Source organism: Acidovorax sp. SUPP3334 (genome assembly GCF_030159055.1).
Taxonomy (GTDB): Bacteria; Pseudomonadota; Gammaproteobacteria; order Burkholderiales; family Burkholderiaceae_C; genus Paracidovorax.
The window spans coordinates 1-24,926 of the sequence record NZ_BQXQ01000050.1 but is presented as its reverse complement, the minus strand read 5'-3'; the positions used below and the strand labels follow the sequence as shown (position 1 = coordinate 24,926).

The following is a 24,926-nucleotide window of genomic DNA, read 5'->3' as shown; positions in this document are numbered from 1 at the left end:
TGGGCATCGGTGTTGGTTTGCTATATTTTTAATAGCTATATGCCCTAGTGTTTATTGCACTGGAGGGCTTTTTGATGGGTAATGCACGGTCAGGCCAGGCCAGGCCCCGTGCAGCACCGTCCGTGCAGGGCTTGGCTTATGAAGCCGCCTTGAACGGATTGCGTGACTGCAGTTCTTCCATGTACTGCGCAACGCCTTCGCCTTCCCGCTCCAGGAAACGATCCACCGCTTCCGCGAACGCCGGGTGCGCCAGCCAATGCGCGCTCGTGGCCTGAACCGGCAACAGCGCCCGGGCCATCTTGTGTTCGCCCTGGGCGCCGCCTTCGAAGCGGTGCACACCGTGGGCTATGCACCACTGCAGCGGCTGGTAGTAGCACGCTTCGAAGTGCAGGCAGTCCACCCGCTCCAGCGCGCCCCAGTAGCGCCCGAAAGCCACGAGTTCGGACTCTTTTGGGCCTCCTGCCTTAGATCTGCTTGTGCCGACAGCTATCAAACTGCTAGCAATAGGATGGCCCTCCCGCTCGGCAATGAACACCACCCAGGCATCGGGCATATCAGCCGCCATGCGGTGAAAGAAATCCCGCGTGAGGTAGGGCGGGTTGCCGTGCTCGCGGTAGGTGCGCTCGTAGCAGCGGTAGAAAAAGTCCCAATCGGCTTCGGTGATGTCGGTGCCCCGGGCCCAGCGAAACGTCACCCCGGCATCGGCCACCCGGCGGCGCTCCTGCCGGATCTTCTTGCGCTTGTCCTGGGACAGGCTGGACAGGAAGTGGTCGAAAGACTCGAAGGGTGTGCCCCGCTGGAGCGGCGTCGAATCCGCATGGCCTGCTGCGCCCGGCTCGGCTTCAGGCGGGCTGGCCAACCCGGCGTCGGAGGCCTTGTCCGGGGGCAACGGAGATGCGGCGCTGCTTGCGAGCGCAGGGGCTTCGTTCTTCCAGTGGAACTGCACCGTGTGCCGGAGCATCAGCCCTGCGGCCTGCGCGGCCTCGACATCCTGCGGCGCCGTGAAGAGCAAATGCAACGAGGACAGTCCCGCCTCTTCACACCATTGCACCAGGGCTTGCACCAGCGCCTGCCTGGCCGCTGCATCCACGGCCAGCAGCCGTGCTCCCGGGACCGGGGTGAAGGGCACGGCGACCACGGCCTTGGGGTAGTACTCCATGCCGTGGCGTGCATAGGCGCCGGCCCAACCTTGATCGAATACGTATTCGCCATACGAATGGGGCTTCACATAGACCGCGCAGGCGCCATGTAGCGCCTCGCCGCGCCAGAGGGTGCAGAACACCGGCGTCCATCCCGTTTCCGGAACGGCGCTTTCACTGGTGTGCAGCGCCGCCAGATAAGCGTGCCGCATGAAGGGAGTGGCATGCGGCTGAGACTCCAGCAGCGCGTCCCACGCTTTGGCGTCCACGTCAGCGGGGGAAGGGTGCAGGCGAAGAACGTAGGCGATGTCGTCGGGCGTAGGCAAGGTGGGTACTGCAGATGGAAGGCAGCCGCCATCATCGCCCAAAGCGGAGACTGGCGTGGGCTGGGCGGGTATGGAACTGGCTTAAGGGGAAGCGGAAAGGGGACGGGAAGGTGGATGCGTGATTGCTTACTCATAAGACGGTAACTTGCCGAGCACGCCAAGACAAGAAAGCCAGCATTCATGCGGTTTTCGAGGCGATCAATGTTCCCCAAGTTACTGACTTCTCAGTAAATAGGCAGCACGGCAATATTTTTTCAGCGCCGACAACGACTTGGGCGCGCCTTACACACCAGACCACGACTTATCCACAAGGTTTTCCAGGGTGAACGGGGATAACCCGGGGCTTGTGTCCCCGGCACTGCCGGGGCGGAGTGCGGGTGACATAATCGTCCGAGTCATTTTTCCATCCCCGTATGCCACTCGTCATCAGCGTCGCCCAGCTTAATTTCGTGGTGGGCGATCTGCAGGGCAATGCCCGCAAGATCATCGCCTGCGCCCAGGAAGCCCATGCCGCAGGCGCACGCCTGCTGCTCACGCCCGAATTGGCACTGTGCGGCTATGCCGCGGAAGACCTCTATCTCCGTCCCGCATTTCTGGCGGGTTGCGATGACGCTTTGGCCCTGGTGGCGCGCGAGACGGCGGCTCTGCCAGGACTGGCCATCGTCGTCGGCCATCCTCAGCGCGCATCGCAAGACGCTGATGTTCTGAGCCACAACGCGGCCAGCGTGCTGCGCAATGGCGTGATCGAGCAGACCTATGCCAAGCAGGAACTGCCGAACTACGACGTGTTCGACGAGCGCCGCTACTTCCTGCCTGGCGACGGCACTTGCGTCTTCGAAGTGGAAGGTCTGCGCATCGGATTGCTGATCTGCGAGGACGCCTGGTTCGAAGGGCCTGCGCGCCGCGCAGCCGAGGCGGGTGCGCAATTGCTGGCCACCATCAATGCGTCGCCGTTCCACCTCGGCAAAAGCGCAGAACGTGAGCAGATCATGCGCGAGCGGGTGGCCGAAACCGGTTTGCCGCTGGTCTATGCGCATCTGGTCGGTGGCCAGGACGAGGTCGTTTTCGAAGGGCGTTCGTTCGCGCTGCAGGCCAATGGTTTCGTGGCGGGGCGGGCCTCTGGTTTTGAAGAAACCCGCTTTTCGATCCGTGCCGAATCATCCGAGGGTACGGTGGCGTTGAGCGCCGACGTGGCGCCACTGCCGCCCCTTGAATCCGATCTGTGGAGCGCTCTGGTGCTGGGCGTGCGCGACTACGTCGGGAAAAACGGATTTCCCGGCGCGTTGCTCGGGTTGTCGGGCGGCATCGACTCGGCGCTGGTGCTTGCCATCGCCGTGGACGCGCTCGGTGCGGACAAGGTGCGTGCTGTGATGATGCCGTCACCCTACACCGCAGACATCAGCTGGATCGACGCACGCGACATGGCCGAGCGGCTGGGCGTTCGGTACGACGAGATTTCCATCGCCCCGCAATTCGAGGCCTTCAAGGCCGCGCTTGCCGACGAGTTTGCCGGTCTGCCCGAGGACACGACCGAGGAAAACCTGCAGGCCCGCATCCGCGGCACCTTGCTGATGGCGTTGTCCAACAAGTTCGGTTCGGTGGTGCTCACCACGGGCAACAAGAGCGAAATGGCGACGGGCTATTGCACGCTGTACGGTGACATGGCCGGCGGCTTCGCTGTCATCAAGGACGTGGCCAAGACCGCCGTGTTTTCACTGGCGCGGTGGCGCAACGCGAACGATCCGTACGGAACGGGCGCGCAACCCATTCCCGAGCGCATCATCACGCGGCCGCCAAGCGCCGAGTTGCGCCCAGACCAGAAGGACCAGGACAGCCTGCCTCCTTACGAGGTACTCGACGCCATCGTCGCGCGCTACATGGAAAACGACGAGCCGATCGATGCCATCGTGGACGCCGGCTATCAACGGGCCGATGTCGAGCGCGTGACACGCCTGATCAAGCTCAACGAATACAAGCGCCGTCAGGCCCCGGTGGGCATCCGCATCACCCGCCGCAGTTTTGGCAAGGACTGGCGCTACCCCATCACCAGCCGTTTCCGGGCTTGATCGTTCGTTGCCGACCCGGCTGCGCTGTGCCCTGCATTTCACCTTCCCCAGGAGTTTCTGCCATGAAAATGATCACCGCCGTCATCAAGCCATTCAAGCTCGAAGAAGTCCGCGAAGCCCTGGCCGAGTGCGGCGTCACAGGCCTCACCGTCACCGAGGTCAAGGGCTTTGGCCGTCAGAAAGGCCATACCGAGCTCTACCGCGGCGCCGAATACGTGGTGGATTTTTTGCCCAAGGTGAAAGTGGAAGTGGTCGTGAAGACCGACGACGTGGACCGCTGTGTGGACGCCATCGTGAACGTGGCGCGCACGGGCAAGATCGGAGACGGCAAGATTTTCGTGACCGCTGTGGAGCGCGTGGTGCGCATCCGCACGGGTGATCTCGACGAAGCGGCCGTCTGACCGAACGTTTTCCGGGCAACGCCGACCGTGCGGTCGGCGCCTGTCTTCCTTTTCAACGCGCTCAGATCACTGTACGCAGCGGGATCTGTCCTGTCTGGGTGCCAGCCGCTTCCACCACGGACTGAAGCAGCTGATCCAGATCGGTAGATGCGGTCAACAGCCCCATCTGCCAATCGCTCATCAAGCCGCTCGCCACACTGGTCTGCAGGAAGGCCAGCAGGCCGTCGTAGTAGCCATCGACATTCAGCAGGCCAATGGGCTTGTCGTGGTAGCCCAACTGGCGCCATGTCCACACTTCAAACAGCTCTTCGAACGTACCGATGCCACCGGGTAGAGCCAGGAAGGCATTGCTGCGCTCTGCCATCATGGCTTTGCGCTCGTGCATCGTCTCGACGATATGCAACTCGTCGCAGTCGCGATTGGCCAACTCTTTGTCCACGAGCGCTTGGGGAATGACGCCGACAACACGGCCTCCGGCCCGCCGCGTGGCCTCGGCCACCGTTCCCATCAATCCGCTGCGCCCGCCGCCATAGACCAGTTGGCCGCCGTGCCGGCCGATCCATTCGCCCGTGGCAATGGCCGATTCGGCGAACAAAGGGTTCTCGCCAGGACGGGAACCCAAATAAACGCACAAGGAAAAAGACGGATCAGCCATGAAACAACCTCTGAAACAACGCTGCGATCCAAACACCTGAGCACAGCAGCAAACTCAACAGGACAGCCGCGCTGCCCATGTCCTTGGCGCGTTTGGACAGCTCATGCAATTCCGGCCCGATGCGATCGATTGCCGCCTCGATCCCTGAATTGAGTAACTCGGTGATCAGAACCAACATGACCGTGCCGGCAAGCAGGGCAACCTCTACCCAGCCTCGGCCCAGCCACAACGCTGAGGGCAGCAACACGAACGCCATGCAGGCTTCCAGGCGAAAGGCTTTCTCAGCCCAGCCTGCTCGCAGGCCCTGCATGGAGTAGTGCCCGGCGTGCCAGATGCGATGCAGGCCGGTGCGGGCTTTGTGGGGGTGGGGTGTGAAAGGCGCGGACATAGATGGCCATTTTCGCCGGGCCTGACGACAACTCGCAGTCCGGCGGGAGAGGGTGACCTTACTTTTTGGCGTGCGCGAAATGCACAAGCCGCGTGCCTGCCCATACGTCATGCCAGAACTGCCGCTCCGGTTGAAAGCGGCTCAGCAATGCCCAGACGATCACCCATCCCAGCACGATCACCGCTGATTCGCTGCCTGACAACTGAAACGGTGCAATCGCCGCCAGGGGGGGAAGAAACCATAACCAACTCAAAGCATATCGGCCGAGCGCACGCGTCTGGGTAATCGGTTTGCCGGTGCGGTCTACAACGCGGATGTGCCAGGTTTTCATCGCCAACGTCTGCCCCTTGGCCCAGAACCAGACGAAGTAGATGCCGAAAATCACGAAGAGAAAAGCCTGCAGCGCATGCCGGTTGTCCAACGCATTGCGGGTCTGGCTGAGGGTGCCGAACAAATAGCCCGCAATGAAAACCACGCCGAACATCAGCATGCCTTCGTACAGCCAGCATGCCATTCGGCGCCGTAGCGACGGCGTGGTGCCGTTGATCGCTGCCGTCCGTCGTTCCTGAGCGGCCAGGGCGCTTTGAGGCGTGGAAACAGGCATGCGACGTTATTGCGGCGGATGAATCGGACCGTTGTCGACCGGCGCGGCTGCAGGTGCTGGCGGTGTTGCGGGCGAAACTTCTGCCGCAGATTCTGTCGCAGTCAATGGCGCCAACGGCGCAGGAACGGCCGTGGGCACCGCGACCGGAGCCGTTTCTACGGCAAAGGCAGTGCCCCTGGCTGGGGCGGAGACGGGCAAAGCCTGAGTGGGGTGAAACTCACCCACGGGCGGAATTTTGGGCGGATTGGGGCGATTCGCATTGGCGACGGTCGCTGCCGGCACACGCGCAAGTTTGCGGGTGGGCACGGGATTGATTGCCGTGGCGGCTCCAGTGGGGCGGGGTGCTGCCCGGGCCGCCAATTGTTTCTTTTCTTCTGTAGGAAGCGCTTGGTACGCCTCCCACTGAGCCCACTTGTCATCCACGGACAATTTCTTTGTCGCCGCGTAATTCAGCCGGGCCTGACTGCGTTGCTGCAAGCTGAGACTGGCCCAGTCAGCCATGCGACCCAGCATTTTTTCCTGCTCTTGCGGCGACAGGGTCGGGAAGCTGGCAGACAAGGTGATCCAACGCCGTTTCTGTGCTTCACTCAGCATGGCCCAACGGGCCGCCAGGGGGCGGAGCGCTTCTTTTTGGGCTGCCGTCAATGACTGCCAAGCCGGCCCCGATCCTGCGCTGTCCGGATCCTGCACCCGCAGAACCTCGGGTCCGCGGGCTGTGTGTTTGCTGGCCAGCGCCTCTGCCGGAAGCGGCGCCACGGGCGCCATGCCGACCTGAGTCCATGCTTGCCAGCCGCCAACGACGAGCGCGCCCAGCAACACGAAAGCCAGCACGGCGGCTGGCATCAGGCGGGGGGCATCCAAAGGGCTGGCGGGCATGCAGTCGGCAGGTCGGTCAATGATTTTGGCTGGAGGACGTCTTGAGGAATTGAAGGAATCCTGGATCGGCGTAGGCAGAGGGCGGGAGATCATCGGTGAGCAGAGCGGCATCGACCTCTGCCACCTCATTCACGCCTTTTTCGTCCTGCGCCACGTTGATGACCACCAGCCCCACCAGCAAAGCGGTAATCGGCACCGCAGACATCAACGCTCGCCACCAGCCGCCACCTTCGCCGCCCCAGCCCAACACGGCACTGCTGCCGGAGGTCAAGACCGCGGGCGCCGTCTGTCTGACAGGAGCGACCACCTTGCGCTTCGAAAGGGCCTGTACCCGGGCGGCACGCAGCCGCTCGGAAATATCGTAGGGAAGTTCGGCGGTTCCATCGGTAAGGCGCGTTGCGACTCGACGCGCAAAACGCTCTGCGGCCACTTCTGCGGGATGGGTAGGAGACTGATGATTCATAGTTCGATTCCTTTCGCCTTCAGTGCTTTGCTGAGGGTCTGGATGGCACGAAAACAGTGCGTTTTGACGCTGCCCTCTGAGCAGCCCATTGCCGCCGCCGTTTCCGCAACATCCATCTCTTCCCAGTAACGCATCAAAAACGCCTCCCGTTGACGCCCTGGCAACTCTTGAATTTCTGCCTCGATGTTATGAAAGACCTGAGCACGCCGTGTCAGGTCTTCTGCGCTCTGTGCTGCTTCCCCACCTTCCGGTCCTGAATAAGCTTCCAGAAGATCAAAATCTGCGCCGTCGTCTCCAGGCCCTTCGAAATCGCTCATGCTGGAAAACAGCGCGTTTCGCGTTTTCTGCCGCCGGAACCAGTCCAGCGTGCAATTGGACAAAATGCGCTGGAACAGCATGGGCAACTCGGCCACAGGCTTATCGCCGTAATGCTCGGCCAGTTTGAGCATGCTGTCCTGAACGATGTCCAGTGCCGATTCCTCGTTTCGTACGTGATAAAGCGAGCGTTTGTACGCTCGTTTTTCTACGCCTTTGAGGAAATTGGAGAGTTCTTGTTCAGTGGCCAAGAGAAGGTTGCCCGCTTGTCGGGGCGTTATCCGCTGGTGACAGCACCGGCGCGTTGGACTGCCGAGTTTATCGCATCGATTCCAAATCTTTTCAGCAGGCAATGGCGAAGACTCATGTTGCAGTGCCATAATCCGCCCTGCAATTCAAAAGGCAAACGGGTCTCGGTCCGGCGCAGCAATCATCTCGCCCATGTCCGAAGCCTCAAGTTCCAAGTCGACTCCACAAGAGCGCGCATGAGGGGCACCCAAGGTTTTTCGTCAGAGAAATTCGCAAAGGTTGATCATGGAAATCTCCAAAGCCGAAATCACTTCGGCAGCCGCTGCATCGCAGGGCCATTCGCATTCCGCCTTGCAGGATCTTATGGGATCCGAAATCCTCATCAAGTCTTTGCAGGCCGAAGGCGTGCAGTTCATATGGGGCTATCCGGGCGGCGCAGTCCTCTACATCTACGACGCGCTCTACAAACAAGAGACCATTCAGCATGTGCTGGTGCGCCATGAGCAGGCTGCGGTACACGCCGCTGATGGCTATGCCCGCGCGACTGGTGAAGTCGGTGTAGCCCTTGTCACTTCGGGTCCTGGATTGACCAATGCAGTGACTGGCATTGCGACGGCGTACATGGACTCCATTCCCATGGTCATCATTTCTGGTCAAGTGCCCACACCCGCCATCGGGCTGGATGCGTTCCAGGAGTGCGATACGGTGGGCATTACGCGGCCCATCGTGAAGCACAATTTCCTCGTCAAAGATGCCCGCGATCTGGCCATGACGATGAAGAAGGCCTTCCACATTGCCCGGACCGGTCGGCCCGGCCCCGTGGTGGTCGATATTCCAAAGGACGTCTCCTTCAAGAAAGTGGCTTACAGCGGCTACCCGCAGAGCGTTGAAATGCGCTCCTATAACCCGGTGCGCAAGGGCCATGGTGGGCAGATTCGCAAGGCCCTGCAATTGCTGCTGACGGCCAAACGGCCTTATATCTATACCGGCGGCGGCGTGCTTTTGGGCAACGCCACGCAGGAATTGAGGACTCTGGTGGACATGCTGGGGTATCCGGTCACCAACACCTTGATGGGCCTGGGTGCCTATCCAGCCAGCGATCGCAAGTTTCTCGGAATGCTGGGAATGCATGGCACGATCGAAGCCAACAACGCCATGCAAAACTGCGATGTGTTGCTGGCCGTGGGAGCTCGCTTCGATGACCGTGTCATAGGCAACGTGAAGCACTTTGCCCAGAACGACCGCAAGATCATTCACATCGATATCGATCCGTCGAGCATTTCCAAGCGCGTAAAGGTCGACATTCCGATCGTCGGGGATGTCAAGGACGTGCTCACCGAATTGATCAACATGGTCGGAGAGTCGAGCACCCGGGCCGACGCAGGCGCCTTGGCGGCGTGGTGGGACACGATTGAAGGCTGGCGCAAACGCGACTGCCTTAAATACGACCGCAGCAACCGCGAGGTGATCAAGCCGCAGTACGTCGTTGAAACTCTGTGGAACATGACGAAGGATGCCGACGCGTACGTCACCTCCGACGTCGGCCAGCACCAGATGTGGGCTGCGCAGTACTACCGTTTCGACGAGCCTCGCCGCTGGATCAACTCCGGCGGGCTGGGCACGATGGGCGTGGGCATTCCTTACGCCATGGGCATCAAGCTGGCCAAGCCTGACTCGGAAGTGTTTTGCATCACGGGCGAAGGCTCGGTGCAGATGAACATTCAAGAACTCTCGACTTGCCTGCAATACAACACGCCAATCAAGATCTGCGCGTTGAACAACCGCTATCTCGGTATGGTGCGGCAGTGGCAGGAGATTGAGTATTCCGGTCGCTATAGCCATAGTTACATGGATGCCTTGCCCAATTTCGTGAAGCTGGCCGAAGCCTACGGCCATGTGGGCTTGCTGATCGAGCGTCCCGAAGACGTGGAGCCGGCCTTGCGAGAAGCGCGCAAGCTCAAGGACCGCACTGTTTTCATGGACTTCCGGACCGACCCCACGGAAAACGTTTTTCCGATGGTCCAGTCTGGCAAAGGCATTACAGAGATGCTCTTGGGGTCGGAAGACCTTTAAGCAATCGGCGCCCAGCGCTTGTCCATCAAGCGTAATCTGCTTTTAAATAAATAGCAATTTCTCAACGACGAATCTATTGCCTGCCAAGCCTGACGCTTACCAGCGCCAGGGGAGGGCAGCGAGAAGAGGAATCTGCACCATGAAACACATCATTGCCGTCCTGCTGGAAAACGAACCCGGCGCGCTCTCGCGTGTCGTCGGATTGTTTTCTGCCCGTGGGTACAACATCGAATCTCTTACCGTCGCGCCTACGGAGGATGCATCGCTTTCGCGCATGACTATCCAGACCACAGGTTCGGATGACGTGATCGAGCAGATCACCAAGCATCTGAACCGCCTCATCGAAGTGGTGAAAGTGGTGGATCTGACCGAAGGCGCCTACACCGAGCGAGAGCTCATGATGGTCAAGGTGCGTGCCGTCGGCAAGGAACGCGAGGAGATGAAGCGCATGGCTGATATTTTCCGCGGCCGCATCATCGACGTGACCGAGAAGAGCTACACCGTCGAGCTGACGGGAGACCAGTCAAAAAACGATGCGTTCTTGCAGGCGATCGACCGCACTGCCATTTTGGAAACCGTCCGCACCGGTGCCAGCGGTATCGGCCGCGGCGAGCGCATCTTGCGCGTCTGAGCACCACGCCTTTCCTGATTTTCCCCCTATATCCCCTCACTGATTCAACCTGGAGCCAACATGAAAGTTTTCTACGACAAAGACTGTGACCTGAGCCTGATCAAAGGCAAGACCGTGGCCATCATCGGCTATGGCTCGCAAGGACATGCTCACGCCCAAAACCTGAACGACAGTGGCGTAAAAGTCGTGGTCGGTCTGCGTAAGGGCGGCGCTTCGTGGGACAAGGTCGGAAAGGCCGGACTGAACGTTCTGGAAGTGAACGATGCCGTGAAGGCCGCCGATGTGGTCATGATTCTGCTGCCCGATGAGCAGATCGCAGAGGTCTACACGAACAACGTGGCACCCAACATCAAGCAAGGCGCATCGCTGGCTTTCGCCCACGGTTTCAACGTGCACTACAACCAAGTGGTGCCCCGTGCCGATCTGGACGTCTGGATGGTGGCTCCGAAAGCCCCAGGCCACACCGTGCGCAACACCTACACCCAAGGCGGCGGCGTGCCTCACCTCGTGGCCGTTCATCAGGACCAGTCTGGTAAGGCGCGCGACCTAGCGCTGTCGTACGCCATGGCCAATGGTGGCGGCAAGGCCGGCATCATCGAAACGAACTTCAAGGAAGAAACCGAGACCGATCTGTTCGGCGAACAGGCTGTTCTGTGCGGTGGTGCAGTCGAGCTGATCAAGATGGGTTACGAAACCCTGGTGGAAGCTGGCTACGCCCCTGAAATGGCGTACTTCGAGTGCCTGCATGAACTCAAGCTCATCGTCGATTTGATCTATGAAGGCGGCATCGCCAACATGAACTACTCGATCTCGAACAACGCCGAGTACGGCGAATACGTGACCGGCCCTGAAGTGATCAACGAGCAGTCGCGCGCGGCCATGCGCAATGCGCTGAAGCGCATCCAGAACGGCGACTACGCAAAGATGTTCATTCAGGAAGGCCGACTGAACTATCCAAGCATGACGGCACGCCGTCGCAACACGGCAGACCACAGCATCGAAGTGGTGGGCAACAAGCTGCGCGCGATGATGCCTTGGATCGCCAAGAACAAGCTCGTCGACCAAACGCGTAACTGATCCTCGCTGCGCACCTGCGGTTTGGTCCGCAAGCGTGACGATCCAGGAATGAGGCCACTGCGGTGGCCTTTTTCTTTGGCCATTTCGAGGGCGGTCAGGCACTACACTCCGCTGTCCGACCAGCGGGGTTGGGCTGTGACACTCTTATTTTGATAGCCGCTTGCGCCGATGCGTGGGCGCTGGAGGTTGATTTGATGCACGAGGGCAATGATTTCGCCAATGACACGCCCATGGTGGTGCGCAAGCGGCGCAAAGGCATCTACATATTGCCCAACCTGTTCACGCTGGCTGCGCTTTTCGGTGGGTTCTATTCGATCGTGATGGCTATGAACGGGCGTTTTGACCTGGCTGCAGTCGGCGTCTTTTGCGCCATGGTGCTGGACAGCCTGGATGGCCGGGTAGCCCGGATGACCAACACGCAAAGTGCCTTCGGCGAGCAGATGGATTCGTTGTCCGACATGGTGTCTTTTGGTGCAGCACCGGCGCTCATCGCCTATGAGTGGGCGCTCAAAGGGCTCGGCCGCTGGGGATGGATTGCGGCCTTCGTTTACTGCGCATGCGCGGCGTTGCGTCTGGCGCGTTTCAACGTGAATACCGGGGTGGTGGACAAGCGCTACTTTCAGGGCCTTCCATCGCCTGCCGCCGCTGCATTGGTGGCCGGGTTCATCTGGCTCTTGACGGAACTGGGAGTGCGCAGGTGCGATGACCTGTGGATGAGTTGGTCTCAGGTCAGCTGGACCATGTTCGGATTCACGCTTTACGCAGGCCTCACCATGGTGACCAACGTGCCGTTTTATAGCTTCAAAGACATTCAGATGAAGAAAAGCGTGCCATTCGCCGTGATCGTGTTGATTGCATTGGGCATTGCCATCATCAATATCCATCCACCCACCGTACTGTTCAGCGTGTTCGTGCTTTATGGCCTCAGCGGTTATTTTGTGTACGCTTGGCGCAAGGCCAAGGGTCAGCACAGCAGTGTGATCAGCATGTCGACCGACGAGCCGGATGAGCGCGGCCTGCACAAATGAGCGCCGGATTTTCAAAGACCGGTGTGCTACATTGCGCCGCATGAAAATGCTGGCACGGCTGCCACTGTCATCTGCTTATGGGTGGAGACAATAGCGGACAGGCGCGCTTTTTCTGAAGGCCCGTATGCATGCGCGACGGGCCTTTTTCTTTTGCGTGCCAGAATTTCAAATGGCGAGCCCACCATCCTTGGAGAAACACAATGGCAGACAAGCTGATCATTTTCGACACCACCCTGCGTGACGGCGAGCAGTCACCCGGGGCATCGATGACCAAAGACGAAAAGCTGCGCATCGCGCGTCAACTCGAGCGTCTCAAGGTCGATGTGATCGAAGCTGGCTTTGCGGCAAGCTCCAATGGGGATTTCGAGGCGGTGCAATCCATTGCGCAGGCCATCAAAGACTCGACCATATGTTCGCTGTCCCGTGCGAACGATCGCGATATTTCGCGCGCAGCAGAGGCGCTGAAGGGCGCCAACAGCGCCCGTATTCACACTTTCATTGCGACCAGCCCCCTGCACATGGAAAAGAAGCTGCGCATGACGCCTGATCAGGTGCTTGAGCAGGCCAAGCAGTCGGTACGATTCGCTCGTAACCTCATCGGAGATATCGAATTCAGTCCCGAGGACGGCTACCGCAGCGAAATGGATTTTCTCTGCCGCGTGCTGGAGGCTGTGATTGCCGAGGGCGCTACCACCATCAACGTGCCGGACACCGTCGGCTACGCTATACCCGAACTGTATGGCAACTTCATCAAGACCTTGCGAGAGCGCATTCCGAACAGCGACAAGGCCATCTGGTCGGTGCATTGCCATAACGATTTAGGCATGGCAGTGGCCAATTCACTGGCCGGTGTGAAGATCGGTGGAGCGCGCCAGGTCGAATGCACGATCAATGGCTTGGGGGAACGCGCAGGCAACTGTTCTCTGGAAGAAGTCGTGATGGCAGTCAAGACGCGCAAAGACTACTTTGGCCTGGAAATGGGCATCGATGCGCAGCACATCGTGGCCGCCAGCCGCATGGTCAGCCAGACGACGGGGTTCGTGGTTCAGCCGAACAAGGCCGTGGTCGGCGCCAACGCCTTCGCCCATGCCAGCGGCATTCACCAAGACGGGGTGTTGAAGGCCCGAGATACCTACGAAATCATGCGCGCCGAAGACGTGGGCTGGTCGGCGAACAAAATCGTCCTGGGCAAGTTGAGCGGACGCAATGCCTTCAAGCAACGCCTGCTTGAGCTGGGCGTCCAACTCGACAGCGAAACGGACGTGAACAGCGCTTTCGCCAAGTTCAAGGAATTGGCAGACCGCAAGAGCGAAATCTTCGACGAAGACATTTTGGCCTTGGTAAGCGGCGAGAGCGCTGCTAACGAGCAGGAGCAATATGGTTTTGTTTCACTGTCGCAGCACAGCGAAACGGGTGAGCGGCCGCAAGCCACCATCGTGTTCACGGTCGGCGGCAAGGAGGTTCAGGGGCAGTCCGACGGTAACGGTCCGGTGGACGCATCGCTCAAAGCCATCGAGTCGCATGTGAAGAGCGGTGCGGAGATGGTTCTCTATTCCGTCAATGCCATCAGTGGCTCCACCGAGAGCCAGGGCGAGGTGACCGTACGGCTCCAGAACAGCGGGCGGGTGGTAAACGGGGTAGGGGCCGACCCAGATATCGTCGTCGCGTCAGCCAAAGCCTACATCAGTGCGTTGAACAAATTACAAAGTAAAGCCGATCGGGTAGCTGCACAAGGCTAGCCATCGAATTTATAATTCATTCACTTTATTGAAAGGTCGCGCAAGGTATTGATCTTGCGCGACTTTTTTCGATTCTGTACACTGAAAAACACTTTTTACCGCTTGGAGCACTCTGATGCATGTACGCCCTCGCGTTTCTTCCCGCTTCTTTCGCACCGTTGCGTTTCTAGCGATGAGCATTGCGCTCACGGCCACGACGGTGCATGCGACTGAGCGAAAAAAGGTGCAGATCAAGAAGCAGGCGGCATCCAGTACGGCCAAACAGCGCCCGGTCGCCCGCTCTTCCACGGCGGTTTCGCGCAAAGCCGTGACCCGTGTCAAAGCCACCCGGATCTCTGCCCGCAGCGTGAAGACGGTCGCCCGGATGGCGGTTGTGCCTGAAAAATTGTCGTTCGGCCAAGCGGCCGGATTGCACTCCCTCACCGATCCTCTGGATTTGAAATCAAGCGTCGCCTTGGTCATCGACCAAGATACCAATGAGGTGCTGCTCAGCAAGAATGACCACGCTGTCCTGCCCATTGCTTCGTTGACCAAGCTGATGACAGGGCTTCTTGTCTCGCAGGCACGTCTGCCGATGGATGAGCCCATCACCATCACGCAGGACGATGTGGATACGGAGAAGTTCAGCAGTTCACGGCTGGCCGTCGGTACCACGCTGACCCGCGGTGAGATGATGCATTTGGCACTCATGTCCAGCGAGAACCGGGCCGCACATGCTCTGGGGCGCACATTCCCTGGCGGGTTGGAGGCTTTCGTCGCTCAGATGAATGCCAAAGCGAAATTGCTCGGCATGACGGACACTCGCTATGTGGAACCCACCGGCCTGTCGAGCCATAACCAATCCAGTGCCCGTGATTTGGCCACTCTGGTCAATGTTGCGCATGGCGATCCGATGTTGCGTGAACTCACCACATCTCCCAGCTATGAGGTGGCCGTCGGGCGCCGTACGCTGCAGTACAACAACACCAATCGACTGGTGAAGAGCCCGGCTTGGGACATTGGTCTTCAGAAGACTGGCTACATTTCCGAAGCAGGTCGCTGCCTGGTCATGCAAGCCCAGATATCCGGCCGCAAGCTGATCATGGTCTTCCTGGATTCTGCCGGCAAGTTCAGTCGTCTCGGTGATGCGGAACGTGTACGCACCTGGGTTGAAAAACTTCCCGCGATAGGCGCTGCGCCAACCCTTCACGCGATCGGCACCAAAGAGTAAATGCTTGATGGTGAAGCTGAGGCGGGGGCTGTAGCGATCCGCACGGACCGTGCTCTCGGAAGCGATGGTCCGTATTTGGTTTCTTTACGAAACCTTCGCCTATTGAGGTACCGCCTTGTCTCTGCGATTCAAGGCATAGCCTAACGCTTGAGAGATTTCGCTGGCCGTCGCTTGTAGCTTCGGCAACCAGTTTTCGTCCAGGCGATCCGCCGGGGCCGAGATTGAAAGGCCTGCGACCAGATTGGCCTGGTCGTCGTAGACGCCTGCCGCCATGCACCGAACGCCGAGCTCCAATTCTTCGTTGTCCCGCGCAATGCCATATTGGCGTGCTTTGCCTAATTCGCGTTCAAGCACGGGAAGTTGCGTAATGCTGTTTCTGGTGTGCCCTGACAGCCCAGTACGCATTGCATAAGCACGAACGCGTTGCGGATCGTCGGCGGCGAGGAAGAGCTTACCCGTGGAGGTCAAATGCAGGGGCGCTCTACCGCCGATGGCCCGTACCACTTGCATGCCAGAACGTTCGCTGTAGGCGCGCTCCACATACACGATTTCGTCGCCTTGGCGCATGCTCAGATTCACCGGCTGCTGGATCAACTTGTGCAGATTGCGCATCGGAGCGAGCGCCGCATCGCGCACGCTCAGACGGGCTTTCACCAGATTACCCAACTCCAGCAACCGCATGCCCAGGCGATAACTGCCTGACTCTGGCCGGTCTACAAAGCGACCGATCGTGAGGTCGTTCAGGATGCGGTGCGCGGTGGAAGGGTGCAGCCCGGTCTTTTCGCTGATTTCTTTGAGTGAAATCGCCTCTTCGCGAGAGGTGAGTACGTCGATGAGCGCAAACATGCGCTCCAGCACCTGGACGCTGGGTTTGGCGGGCACGCCTGCATCGTCTTTTTTCATGGTGATGTGGTTTGACGAGAAGCGAGCATTTTATCTTGTGAAATGCTGGTGTTCGGTCTCCCGTTCAATCTGCTAGCCGCCACTCTCCGTCCACGCGCAATTCATGCGGCAGGAACCGTGCCTTGTAGCTCATCTTGGGGCTTTCCTCGATCCAGTAGCCCAGGTAAACATGCGGCAAGCCCAAGACACGTGCTTGTTCGATTTGCCAGAGCACGTTGTAGGTGCCATAGCTGCAGCCAGCCTCGGGGTCATAGAAGGTATAGACCGCAGAAAGCCCATCGTCCAGCACGTCCAGAATCGACACCATGCGCAATGCTCCGGCTGCGCCGTCCACATCGGGCTCTCTAAACTCCACGAGCCTGGAATTGACCCGGCTCTGCAGCAGGAACTGGGTGTATTGGTCGATGCTGTCGTGATCCATGCCACCGCCGCAATGACGGAGGTTCTGGTAAAGCAGGTACAGCTGGTAGTGCTCGGGTACATAGCCCAGTCGAAGTACTCGCGCCTGCAGATTCTGGTGCCTTGACCACGCGCGCCGCTGACTGCGGTCCGGTTTAAAGGACTTGGCCAGCACCCGCAAGGGCGTGCAGGCTTGGCAGCCATCGCAGTAGGGGCGATAGGTGAACATGCCGCTGCGGCGGAAACCCCGTGCCACCAAATCCGAATACACATCGTTCTGTATCAGATGGCTGGGCGTGGCGACCTGCGAGCGGGCCTGCCGCGCGGGCAGATAGCTGCACGGATAAGGTGCTGTGGCGTAGAACTGCAAGGTGTGCAGCGGCAGGTCGTTGAGTTGCGTCATCCCGCATTCCCGATGTTGGGTATTAGCTCGGTCCAGTATACGGGCTCGAATTTCCAGGGAAAAGCCGGTTCCTTCGAGGCCTTCGCGACATGCTCGAGGAACTGAGAGCGTGCGATCTCCCGGGCCCCCACTGAGGCGAGGTGGGATGTGTTTTGCTGGCAATCTATCAGCGATGCGCTGTGGCGCCGGCAAAGGCATACCAGCGCCGCCAGTGCCACCTTGGATGCATCCGTGGCGTGGGCGAACATCGATTCGCCAAAAATAGCCCTGCCGAGCGCGATGCAATACAACCCTCCGACCAAGCGGCCATCGACCCAGGTTTCAATACTGTGCGCAAAGCCTGCGGCATGGAATGCGTGATAAGCATCCACCATTTGCGGAACGATCCAGGTGCCGTTCTGCCCTGATCGCGGGGTGCCGGCGCATGCCTTGATCACCGCGCCAAAGTTGTGATCCACCCGAATCTCGCAGTGGGGCGACGCCTGGAATTTCTGCAACGTCTTGCGCAGCGACCGATGCAGGCGGAACTCGGCCACGGGCAGCACCATGCGGGGATCGGGACTCCACCAGAGGATCGGTTGTCCGGGGCTGAACCACGGAAAAATGCCTTGGTGGTAAGCATTTTTCAACTGCACGGTGCCGAGGCCGCCGCCAGCAGCGAGTAAGCCAGGTGCGGGTGAGTCATGTCCCCAGCTGAGCTCTACGCTGGGGAAATCGTCTTCGGGTTGCAGCCAAGGCAGATGATCGGCAGACATGCGCGCGGTCGAAGTGAAATAGGCAAAGCATTGTCACCCAGCGCGTGCCGACTTCGCCTGAACAACGTACTGACATTGGTCCGGCTTGGCGTGGAACTATGCCTTCAAATTTTTTCTTCTTATTGATCCGGCAATAATAATCTTGAATTTTTTGAATGAGCCATCATGTATGGATGATGAAAGCAACCGACATGAGATCGCTGTCGCGCGAAGCGCGGCATGAAAGACGCGTGCAAGTGATTCGCCTGCGCAATGCGGGTCGCACGTACGACGAAATTGCGGCGCAGACGGGCCTGAGCCGCACCGGCGTGTTCGACATCGTCAAGCGCCACGAAGAAGGGCGACGGCTGGACGCGGCCCAGGAGGCGGCGGTGCGCAAGCTGATCACTGACAAGACGCCCGATCAGCTGAAGATGTCGTACGCGCTGTGGAAAAGTGGCTTGAAGAGGAATACCCTGTGATCGCCTCGTGCGCCAAGGTCGAGGGCGCCGAGATCCATTGGGGCGACGAGACCGGGCTGCGCAGCGACGACGTGCGCGGGCGCAGCTACGCACCCAAGGGCGAGACCCCGGTCATTCGGGTGAACGGCAAGCGCCATGGTCTGTCGGTGATCTCCACCGTCACCAACAAGGGGCAGATGCGCTGCAAGGCCTTCGACGGAGCGCTCAACTCCGACATCCTGATCGACTTCCTGCGCCGGCTTATCAAGGACGCGGACCGCAAGGTCTACCTGATCCTGGACAACCTTCGGGTGCACCACAGCAAGCCCGTGAAGGCATGGCTTGCCGAACACAAGCATGAGATCGAGGTGTTCTACCTGCCCAGCTACAGCCCGCAGCTCAACCCGAACGAGATGGCCAACGCCGACCTCAAGCAGGCCGTCACGAAGCTCGCCCCGGCGCGCACGAAGTTGCAGTTGGTCAAGGCCACCGCGAGGCATTTGCGCAGCGTTCAGCGAAAGCCTGAACGCATCAAGAGCTACTTTGAACACGAACCAGTCCGGTATGCCGCCTGATTCAAGTTTATTCATGCCGGATCAATAATGCTCCGATCACATACATCAGCGCGTGAAACAGCCCATCCGCCAGGATCTGCACCCGGACGTCTTGCACCATTGCCGATTCGACACGGCTCAGAAGATGGTGCCATTGCAGGATCTGATGCAGCAAGATGCCATCGAAAAGCCTCCCAGACTGAAACCGAGGAGGTAGCCAGACCAGTTCATTCGGCGAAAGGCAGCAGTCATGCCAACACTTCTTTCTGTTGAGGAGGCGCCGCCTTTGCAAGAAGGGGAGCAGCCCATGACAACGCCGCAATCTTTCTGGGGCTTTTTGCGGCTGCGGTGTAGGGCAAATGAGCCTGCTCTGCGGATGCCGAATTCGCGATCGCGGCCGACTGGTCTCTGGCTGGCAGATGCGACGCATCGACGGATGGCGCTGAATGACCCCAGACCGGGCGGGGGAGGCGCTGCCTCTGAGGCGCTACAATTGGAGGCTTTCCCGCAAAAACGTCGCCCGGCAGCAACCAAAGCAACCCCCCAAAAAGCAGTAGTCTTCAGGAATTCGTTCCTGCGGACTCCGGGCGACCCGTAACCATTCGGAGAACCCAGTGCTTTTGTCTCTAAAGGGATCCTTCCCGCCCGCCATACTGGCGCTCGCAGACGGCACGGTCTTTATCGGCAATTCGATCGGTGCCACCGGCACCACGGTAGGCGAAGTGGTGTTCAACACCGCCATCACCGGCTACCAGGAAATCCTCACCGACCCGAGCTATTGCCAGCAGATCGTCACTCTGACATATCCGCACATCGGCAACTACGGCGTCAATATCGAGGATATCGAAGCCGACAAGGTCCATGCTGCAGGTCTGATCATCAAAGACCTGCCGTTGCTGGCCAGCAATTTCCGCAGCACCGAAACACTTTCGCAGTATCTGGTGCGCGAGAAAACCGTCTCCATCGCCAACATCGACACGCGCAAGCTCACGCGAATTCTGCGAACCCACGGGGCGCAGAACGGCGCAATCGTCGGCCTGGCCGCTGGAGAGGCGGTCACGCAGGCGCGCATCGATGAAGCCCTGGCCGCCGCCAAGGCAGCGCCCAGCATGAAGGGCCTGGACCTGGCCCAGGTCGTGAGTACCCCCACAGCTTATCCGTGGGACCAGACCGAATGGAAGCTCGGCTCGGGCTATGGAACGCTGGGAGAGCCTCGATTCCATGTTGTGGCCTATGACTACGGCGTCAAGAAGAACATCCTGCGCATGCTCGCCGAGCGAGGCTGCAAGATCACGGTAGTTCCAGCCAAGACGCCGGCTGCCGACGTGCTGGCGATGAATCCCGATGGCGTGTTCCTTTCCAACGGACCGGGCGACCCGGCGCCGTGCGATTACGCCATCGAAGCCACGCGGCAGATCATCGATGCCGGCGTGCCCACCTTCGGTATCTGCCTGGGCCACCAGATCATGGCGTTGGCCAGCGGTGCCAAGACCTTCAAGATGGACAACAGCCACCACGGCGCGAACCATCCCGTGAAGGACCTGGACAACGGTCGCGTCAGCATCACCAGCCAGAACCACGGCTTTGCGGTGGAGATGGAATCGTTGCCCGCCACGTTGCGCCCGACGCACATCAGCCTGTTCGATGGCACGCTCCAGGGCCTGGAGCGCACCGACCAGCCTGCGTTCTGCTTCCAGGGGCACCCTGAAGCCTCACCCGGCCCCCACGACATCGCCTACCTGTTTGACCGCTTCACCGCGCTGATGGAGAAGAAATAATGCCGAAGCGCACAGACCTCAAATCGATTCTCATCATTGGTGCCGGCCCCATCATCATCGGCCAGGCCTGCGAATTCGACTACTCTGGCGTGCAGGCCTGCAAGGCGCTGCGCGAGGAAGGTTACAAGGTCATCCTGATCAACAGCAATCCTGCGACGATCATGACGGACCCCGCCACGGCGGACGTGACCTACATCGAACCGATCACTTGGCAGACCGTCGAGAAGATCATCGCCAAGGAGCGTCCCGATGCCATTCTGCCCACGATGGGTGGACAGACGGCGCTGAACTGCGCGCTCGACCTGTGGCGCAACGGCGTGCTGCACAAGTACAAGGTCGAGTTGATCGGCGCCACGCCCGAGGCGATCGACAAGGCGGAAGACCGTCTCAAGTTCAAGGATGCGATGACGCGCATCGGCCTGGGCTCGGCTCGGTCGGGCATTGCCCACTCCATGGATGAAGCATGGACTGTGCAAAAGACGGTTGGGTTTCCGACCGTGATCCGTCCCAGTTTCACGCTGGGTGGCACGGGCGGCGGCATTGCCTACAACCCCGAAGAGTTCGAAACCATCTGCAAGCGTGGCCTGGAGGCTTCACCCACCAACGAGTTGCTGATCGAAGAATCCTTGCTGGGCTGGAAAGAGTACGAGATGGAAGTGGTGCGCGACAAGGCGGACAACTGCATCATCATCTGCTCGATCGAAAACCTTGACCCCATGGGCGTGCACACGGGCGACTCGATCACCGTCGCGCCGGCGCAGACTCTGACCGACAAGGAATACCAGATCATGCGCAATGCATCCCTTGCGGTGCTGCGTGAGATCGGGGTGGACACCGGCGGCTCCAATGTGCAGTTCTCGGTGAACCCGAAGGACGGTCGCATGATCGTCATCGAAATGAATCCGCGGGTGTCGCGTTCATCCGCCCTGGCATCGAAAGCCACGGGCTTTCCCATCGCCAAGGTGGCTGCCAAGCTGGCGGTGGGCTACACGCTGGATGAACTCAAGAACGAAATCACCGGCGGCGCTACGCCCGCGTCGTTCGAACCGTCGATCGACTACGTGGTTACCAAGATTCCGCGTTTTGCCTTCGAGAAGTTCCCGACCGCCGACAGCCGGCTGACCACGCAAATGAAGTCGGTCGGCGAGGTCATGGCCATGGGCCGCACATTCCAGGAATCGTTCCAAAAAGCCCTGCGTGGCCTTGAAGTGGGCGTGGACGGGATGAACGAAAAGACCCAGGATCGCGAGCTGCTCGAAAAGGAATTGGGCGAGCCAGGTCCGGAGCGCATCTGGTACGTGGGTGACGCGTTCGCGATGGGCCTGTCGGTCGACGAGGTGCACGAGCTCACCAAGATCGACAAGTGGTTTCTGGTGCAGATCGAGGAGATCGTGAAGATCGAACTGGATCTGGACAAGCTCGTGGAAGAAAAGGGCGATGGCGCCCTGGCGGCCATCGATGCGGATACTCTGCGTGCGCTGAAGAAAAAAGGCTTCTCCGACCGCCGCTTGGCCAAGCTGCTGAAGACTCAGGAAAAGGCCGTTCGTGAAGCACGCCGCGCGCTCAACGTGCGCCCCGTTTACAAGCGCGTGGACACCTGCGCGGCGGAGTTCGCGACCAATACGGCCTACATGTATTCGACCTACGAGGACGAGTGCGAGGCTGCACCCACCAATAACAAGAAGATCATGGTCTTGGGCGGCGGACCTAACCGCATCGGACAGGGCATCGAGTTCGATTACTGCTGTGTGCACGCTGCATTGGCCATGCGCGAGGACGGTTATGAAACCATCATGGTCAATTGCAATCCGGAAACGGTTTCAACCGACTACGACACGTCGGACCGGTTGTATTTCGAGCCCCTGACTCTGGAAGACGTGCTGGAGATCGTGGACAAGGAGAAGCCGACTGGCGTGATCGTTCAATACGGAGGTCAGACGCCTCTCAAACTGGCCCTGGGCCTGGAAGCCGAAGGCGTGCCCATCATCGGAACCAGCCCCGACATGATCGATGCTGCGGAAGACCGTGAGCGCTTTCAGAAACTGCTCAACGACCTGGGCTTGCGTCAGCCGCCCAATGCCACTGCGCGTACGGAACCGGAAGCACTGGAAAAGGCCGCAGCGCTGGGGTACCCCCTGGTCGTGCGTCCCAGCTATGTACTGGGTGGGCGTGCCATGGAAATCGTGCACGAGCAGCGTGATCTTGAGCGATATATGCGCGAAGCCGTCAAGGTGAGCAACGATTCGCCTGTTTTGCTGGACCGCTTTCTGAACGATGCGATCGAATGCGACGTGGACTGCCTGCGCGACCCTGAAGGCAAGGTGTTCATCGGGGGCGTGATGGAGCACATCGAGCAGGCTGGCGTGCACAGCGGCGACTCGGCCTGCTCGCTGCCGCCGTATTACATCAGCAAGGCCACCGTCGATGAGCTGAAGCGCCAGACCGCAGCCATGGCGGAAGGCTTGAACGTGATCGGCTTGATGAACGTGCAGTTCGCCATTCAGGAAAAGGATGGAAAAGACGTGATCTATGTGCTGGAAGTGAACCCGCGCGCTTCGCGCACGGTGCCCTTCGTCAGCAAGGCCACGGGCATTCAGCTGGCAAAGGTGGCTGCGCGCTGCATGGCCGGCCAGTCGCTGGCCAGCCAGGGCATCACGCGCGAAGTCACGCCGCCTTACTTCAGCGTGAAGGAAGCGGTTTTTCCGTTCGTCAAATTCCCTGGCGTGGATACGATCCTCGGCCCTGAGATGAAGTCCACGGGAGAAGTGATGGGCGTGGGCAAGACGTTTGGCGAGGCCTTCGTCAAAAGCCAGCTCGGAGCGGGCACGAAACTCCCTACTTCGGGCAAGGTGTTCCTCACGGTGAAAAACAGCGACAAGCCACGTGCGGTGGATATCGCTCGCCAACTCGTCGCGCTCGGCTTCGACCTTGTCGCTACCAAGGGGACTGCAGCAGCGATTTCGGAAGCCGGCGTGCCTGTGACTGTGGTGAACAAGGTCACCGAAGGACGTCCGCACATCGTCGACATGATCAAGAACGACGAGATCGTCATGGTCATCAATACGGTGGAAGAACGGCGCAATGCGATTGCCGATTCACGCGCGATCCGTACGAGTTCGCTGCAAGCCCGTGTCACTACATTCACGACCATTTTCGGCGCCGAGGCTGCGGTCGAAGGTATGAAGCATCTGGAGCACCTCGAGGTCTATTCCTTGCAGGAACTGCATGCTCAGTTGACAGCCTGAGTACCCAGTCGGGTTAAGCGTTCAGCCGATCCAAACGCGGCATAATCACAGCTGAACAGAGACCGCCGCGCGGCAACGCGCGGCGGTTTCCTTTTGGGGCGTTCGCTTGTGCATTCATGGTTGTGCAAGGCGCCAGGAGGGCTGCGCTTGGCGCAGCGTCGAATTGAACGTGGAGACAGATTCAATGGCCACCATTCCCATTACCAAACGCGGCGCTGAAAAGCTCAAGGAAGAGTTGCACCGCCTGAAAACCGTCGAGCGTCCCGCCGTGATCAACGCGATCGCCGAAGCGCGCGCGCAGGGCGATCTGAGCGAGAACGCCGAGTACGAGGCCGCAAAGGATCGACAGGGCTTCATCGAAGGCCGCATCCAGGAAGTCGAGAGCAAGCTCTCCGCGGCGCAAATCATCGATCCGACCGCGCTCGACGCAGGCGGCAAGGTGGTTTTCGGCGCCACGGTCCAGCTGGAAGACGAAGAGTCCGGCGATGCCGTCACCTACCAGATCGTGGGCGAGGACGAGGCCGATCTGAAGCTGGGGCTTATCAATGTGTCGAGCCCCATTGCGCGCGCATTGATCGGCAAGGAAGAGGGCGACACTGCGGAAGTGCAGGCCCCAGGTGGGCTTCGCCGCTACGAAGTGGTGGGTGTGAGCTACCTCTGATAAAGCACGCGCACAGCCATGTTCGACCGTTTTCCCGTGATCGCCTCAGCCCTTTGGTGGGGTAGCCTGTCGGCAATCGGGTTCCTGGCGGTGCCGCTGCTGTTCGTATATCTGCCCACGCCAGCACTGGCAGGCAATATGGCTGCGTGCCTGTTCGAGGCCCAGACTTTCGTCTCGATCGCGTGCTGTGCCTGCCTTCTGCTGTTGTCTAAAAGAAGGCATGCCGAGGCTCAAGAAGCGTGGGCCCAGAATGCGCTGGTATGCGTGATTGGCGGCCTTTTGCTGGCCCTGCTGGTCCAGTACGGTGTATCGCCGCGTATTGTGGCGCGTCAGGATCTGCGCCTTTGGCATACCGTCGGCACGGTCATGTATGCGCTGCAATGGCTGTGTGCCTTGGCCGTGCTTTGGCGTACTTCACGGCGCTAGCTGTGATGTCTCAATAGGTTGTTCACCCGAATGGGTCTGGGAAACTGGAGTTAACACGCTTCAGAGTCACAGAGGGATCCCACCGGATGAACAGCCATAAGAATGCCAGATTGACATTGGAA

General features: G+C 59.7%; 23 protein-coding genes and 1 pseudogene. 13 read left to right on the top strand and 11 right to left on the bottom strand.

The features are described from left to right. Positions 1 to 136: 136 nt before the first annotated feature. A complete protein-coding gene (locus tag AVHM3334_RS20915; protein WP_284415423.1) occupies positions 137 to 1,465 on the bottom strand; it encodes a GNAT family N-acetyltransferase in 1,329 nt (442 codons plus the stop codon). A gap of 413 nt (positions 1,466 to 1,878) precedes the next feature. On the opposite strand from AVHM3334_RS20915, the gene AVHM3334_RS20910 reads away from it, so the two are divergent. After that, a complete protein-coding gene (locus AVHM3334_RS20910; protein ID WP_284415422.1) occupies positions 1,879 to 3,531 on the top strand; it encodes an NAD+ synthase in 1,653 nt (550 codons plus the stop codon). Between the two features lie 62 nt (positions 3,532 to 3,593). Further along, the gene (locus AVHM3334_RS20905) at positions 3,594 to 3,932 is read left to right on the top strand and encodes a P-II family nitrogen regulator (protein WP_092743842.1); all 339 of its coding nucleotides are present in this window, start codon (positions 3,594 to 3,596) and stop codon (positions 3,930 to 3,932) included. A gap of 61 nt (positions 3,933 to 3,993) precedes the next feature. Here the strand turns inward: AVHM3334_RS20905 and AVHM3334_RS20900 are convergent, their stop codons facing one another. Genes AVHM3334_RS20900 through AVHM3334_RS20875 form a run of 6 tightly spaced genes read right to left on the bottom strand, consistent with a single transcriptional unit; the run spans position 3,994 to position 7,484 of the window. Further along, a complete protein-coding gene (locus AVHM3334_RS20900) occupies positions 3,994 to 4,587 on the bottom strand; it encodes an LOG family protein (protein WP_284415421.1) in 594 nt (197 codons plus the stop codon). Next, complete coding sequence (locus AVHM3334_RS20895; RefSeq protein WP_284415420.1) at positions 4,580 to 4,975, bottom strand: diacylglycerol kinase; 396 nt, start codon at positions 4,973 to 4,975, stop codon at positions 4,580 to 4,582. The genes AVHM3334_RS20900 and AVHM3334_RS20895 overlap by 8 nt, the downstream gene beginning before the upstream one ends. A 58-nt stretch (positions 4,976 to 5,033) precedes the next feature. Continuing rightward, positions 5,034 to 5,579, bottom strand: a complete 546-nt coding sequence (locus tag AVHM3334_RS20890; protein ID WP_284415419.1) for an RDD family protein — start codon at positions 5,577 to 5,579, stop codon at positions 5,034 to 5,036. A gap of 6 nt (positions 5,580 to 5,585) precedes the next feature. Further along, the gene (locus AVHM3334_RS20885; RefSeq protein ID WP_284415418.1) at positions 5,586 to 6,455 is read right to left on the bottom strand and encodes a DUF3106 domain-containing protein; all 870 of its coding nucleotides are present in this window, start codon (positions 6,453 to 6,455) and stop codon (positions 5,586 to 5,588) included. 16 nt (positions 6,456 to 6,471) lie between these two features. After that, on the bottom strand, positions 6,472 to 6,918 hold the full coding sequence (locus tag AVHM3334_RS20880; protein WP_284415417.1) for a DUF3619 family protein: 447 nt from the start codon (positions 6,916 to 6,918) through the stop codon (positions 6,472 to 6,474). After that, on the bottom strand, positions 6,915 to 7,484 hold the full coding sequence (locus AVHM3334_RS20875) for an RNA polymerase sigma factor (protein ID WP_284415416.1): 570 nt from the start codon (positions 7,482 to 7,484) through the stop codon (positions 6,915 to 6,917). The genes AVHM3334_RS20880 and AVHM3334_RS20875 overlap by 4 nt, the downstream gene beginning before the upstream one ends. Before the next feature lie 283 nt (positions 7,485 to 7,767). Between AVHM3334_RS20875 and AVHM3334_RS20870 the strand changes: the two genes are divergently transcribed. The 6 genes from AVHM3334_RS20870 (at position 7,768) to AVHM3334_RS20845 (ending at position 15,240) form a co-directional block, all read left to right on the top strand. Next, positions 7,768 to 9,555, top strand: a complete 1,788-nt coding sequence (locus AVHM3334_RS20870) for an acetolactate synthase 3 catalytic subunit (RefSeq protein ID WP_284415415.1) — start codon at positions 7,768 to 7,770, stop codon at positions 9,553 to 9,555. 139 nt (positions 9,556 to 9,694) lie between these two features. Further along, positions 9,695 to 10,186: an acetolactate synthase small subunit gene (gene ilvN, locus AVHM3334_RS20865; protein ID WP_092743827.1), complete on the top strand. Its 492-nt coding sequence runs from the start codon at positions 9,695 to 9,697 to the stop codon at positions 10,184 to 10,186. Positions 10,187 to 10,246: 60 nt separating this feature from the next. Continuing rightward, complete coding sequence (ilvC, locus tag AVHM3334_RS20860; protein WP_092743825.1) at positions 10,247 to 11,263, top strand: ketol-acid reductoisomerase; 1,017 nt, start codon at positions 10,247 to 10,249, stop codon at positions 11,261 to 11,263. A 194-nt stretch (positions 11,264 to 11,457) separates the two neighbouring features. Continuing rightward, a complete protein-coding gene (gene pssA, locus AVHM3334_RS20855; protein ID WP_284415431.1) occupies positions 11,458 to 12,291 on the top strand; it encodes a CDP-diacylglycerol--serine O-phosphatidyltransferase in 834 nt (277 codons plus the stop codon). 200 nt (positions 12,292 to 12,491) lie between these two features. Continuing rightward, complete coding sequence (locus tag AVHM3334_RS20850; RefSeq protein ID WP_284415414.1) at positions 12,492 to 14,030, top strand: 2-isopropylmalate synthase; 1,539 nt, start codon at positions 12,492 to 12,494, stop codon at positions 14,028 to 14,030. Positions 14,031 to 14,145: 115 nt separating this feature from the next. Beyond that, positions 14,146 to 15,240: a serine hydrolase gene (locus AVHM3334_RS20845; RefSeq protein WP_284415413.1), complete on the top strand. Its 1,095-nt coding sequence runs from the start codon at positions 14,146 to 14,148 to the stop codon at positions 15,238 to 15,240. A gap of 99 nt (positions 15,241 to 15,339) precedes the next feature. Here AVHM3334_RS20845 and AVHM3334_RS20840 read toward each other — a convergent pair whose 3' ends face one another. From AVHM3334_RS20840 to aat, 3 genes are all read right to left on the bottom strand, one after another. After that, positions 15,340 to 16,143, bottom strand: a complete 804-nt coding sequence (locus AVHM3334_RS20840; RefSeq protein WP_284415412.1) for an IclR family transcriptional regulator — start codon at positions 16,141 to 16,143, stop codon at positions 15,340 to 15,342. A gap of 64 nt (positions 16,144 to 16,207) precedes the next feature. Beyond that, positions 16,208 to 16,945, bottom strand: a complete 738-nt coding sequence (locus AVHM3334_RS20835) for an arginyltransferase (RefSeq protein ID WP_284415411.1) — start codon at positions 16,943 to 16,945, stop codon at positions 16,208 to 16,210. Further along, positions 16,942 to 17,700 (bottom strand): leucyl/phenylalanyl-tRNA--protein transferase, encoded by a 759-nt coding sequence (gene aat / locus AVHM3334_RS20830; protein WP_284415410.1) that lies wholly within the window; start codon positions 17,698 to 17,700, stop codon positions 16,942 to 16,944. The genes AVHM3334_RS20835 and aat overlap by 4 nt, the downstream gene beginning before the upstream one ends. Before the next feature lie 176 nt (positions 17,701 to 17,876). On the opposite strand from aat, the pseudogene AVHM3334_RS20825 reads away from it, so the two are divergent. Continuing rightward, positions 17,877 to 18,715 (top strand): annotated as a pseudogene (locus AVHM3334_RS20825) (IS630 family transposase). A 7-nt stretch (positions 18,716 to 18,722) separates the two neighbouring features. On the opposite strand, the gene AVHM3334_RS20820 reads toward AVHM3334_RS20825, so the two are convergent. Next, positions 18,723 to 18,869, bottom strand: coding sequence for a DUF2243 domain-containing protein (locus AVHM3334_RS20820; RefSeq protein WP_349816637.1), 147 nt, complete (start codon positions 18,867 to 18,869; stop codon positions 18,723 to 18,725). Positions 18,870 to 19,308: 439 nt separating this feature from the next. Here AVHM3334_RS20820 and carA point away from each other — a divergent pair, with 439 nt between their 5' ends. The 4 genes from carA to AVHM3334_RS20800 all read left to right on the top strand — a co-directional run bounded on the left by carA (position 19,309) and on the right by AVHM3334_RS20800 (position 24,804). Then, a complete protein-coding gene (carA, locus tag AVHM3334_RS20815; protein ID WP_284415409.1) occupies positions 19,309 to 20,472 on the top strand; it encodes a glutamine-hydrolyzing carbamoyl-phosphate synthase small subunit in 1,164 nt (387 codons plus the stop codon). After that, positions 20,472 to 23,717: a carbamoyl-phosphate synthase large subunit gene (carB, locus tag AVHM3334_RS20810; RefSeq protein ID WP_284415408.1), complete on the top strand. Its 3,246-nt coding sequence runs from the start codon at positions 20,472 to 20,474 to the stop codon at positions 23,715 to 23,717. Before carA ends, carB begins: the two co-directional genes overlap by 1 nt. A gap of 184 nt (positions 23,718 to 23,901) precedes the next feature. Continuing rightward, on the top strand, positions 23,902 to 24,378 hold the full coding sequence (gene greA / locus AVHM3334_RS20805; protein WP_284415407.1) for a transcription elongation factor GreA: 477 nt from the start codon (positions 23,902 to 23,904) through the stop codon (positions 24,376 to 24,378). Positions 24,379 to 24,396: 18 nt separating this feature from the next. Continuing rightward, positions 24,397 to 24,804, top strand: coding sequence for a DUF4149 domain-containing protein (locus AVHM3334_RS20800; RefSeq protein ID WP_284415406.1), 408 nt, complete (start codon positions 24,397 to 24,399; stop codon positions 24,802 to 24,804). Positions 24,805 to 24,926: the final 122 nt, after the last annotated feature.